The following is a 1,141-nucleotide window of genomic DNA, read 5'->3' on the forward strand; positions in this document are numbered from 1 at the left end:
GGTGGCCAACACCAACCTGCACGTCACGGTCGCCAACCACACGAAGGACGTCGGCGTCACCGCGGCCTACGCCCGGACCCTGATGTGGTACGCCGCCAAGGCCGGCAACGCGGCCGCGAAGACCGCGGCGAAGGGCCTGATCGACGGCCTGAACGCGAACGCCGACGCGCAGGGCGTGTCGGTGGCCGAGGAGCAGGGCCACTTCTCCCGGTTCGACGACGTCTTCAACGCGTCGACCGGCCAGGGCGTCTACATCCCGCCGGGCTGGTCCGGCACGATGCCCAACGGTGACGCGATCCGGCCCGGGGTGAGCTTCCTGGACATCCGGTCGTTCTACAAGAACGACAAGGACTGGCCCAAGGTTCAGGCCTACCTCGACGGCGGACCGGCACCGATCTTCAACTATCACCGGTTCTGGGCGCAGGCCGACGTAGCGATGGCCTACGCCGACTACAGCCGCCTCTTCCCGACCGGCTGATCCGGCACAACCGGCCTCTGAGCTGCTCTGCTTCCTGATTCGGGAGGCAGAGCAGCCCACTGTGGACACCGATCTGAGCGGCGTGGAGGTCCGGCGCAGCCGGCTGCCCGGAGCTCCCGCCCGCGCGCTGGCCGGCGTCCAGGACGGCGTCGTGCACCTGCCGCCCGGCGGATTCGACCCGGGCACCCCGGTCGGTCAGGCGCTGCTGGCGCACGAACTCACCCACGTGGTCCAGCAGTCGGCGGACACGGCCCTGCCGAGCGGCCCTGGGCCGGACCATGCCGACCGCCACCGGCCGGTGGGCGTCGCACCGGCCGGCATGGCGCAGCACTCGATCTCGTGCACGCCGGGCAGCCGGTCGGCCCCGTCCGCGGCCACCTCCTTCGCCGACGTCCAGACGGTGTTCAACACCTCGGCCGACGCGGCGGCGCGCACCACCGCGCTGACCAACGGCATCGCCACCGCTCGGGCCAACGCCTCCCGGTCGTTCCGCAACGCCGACAAGCCGCCGGTGTCCACGCTGCGCAAGCAGTACGAGAAGGAGACCGGCGCGGATGTGCCGGACAACCCGCACATCGGGGTCAGCCGGGATGACGTCGAGCGGGTCTACCGGGCGTGGGCGGAGAATCCCGGATCCGCGGAACCGCCGAGGGAGCTGCTCGC

Annotated in this window: 2 protein-coding genes; both read left to right on the plus strand. The window is 71.4% G+C overall.

Annotation, left to right across the window (positions count from 1 at the left end):
- Nucleotides 1-478 (plus strand): glycoside hydrolase family 48 protein (locus tag AB0M20_RS44965; protein ID WP_364307743.1); only part of this gene is annotated, 478 nt, incomplete at its 5' end.
- A gap of 61 nt (nucleotides 479-539) precedes the next feature.
- Nucleotides 540-1,141, plus strand: a 602-nt coding sequence (locus AB0M20_RS44970) for a DUF4157 domain-containing protein (protein ID WP_364307745.1), incomplete at its 3' end; no start/stop codon positions are given.

It is taken from the genome of Actinoplanes sp. NPDC051633 (assembly GCF_040681735.1).
Lineage (GTDB): Bacteria > Actinomycetota > Actinomycetes > Mycobacteriales > Micromonosporaceae > Actinoplanes.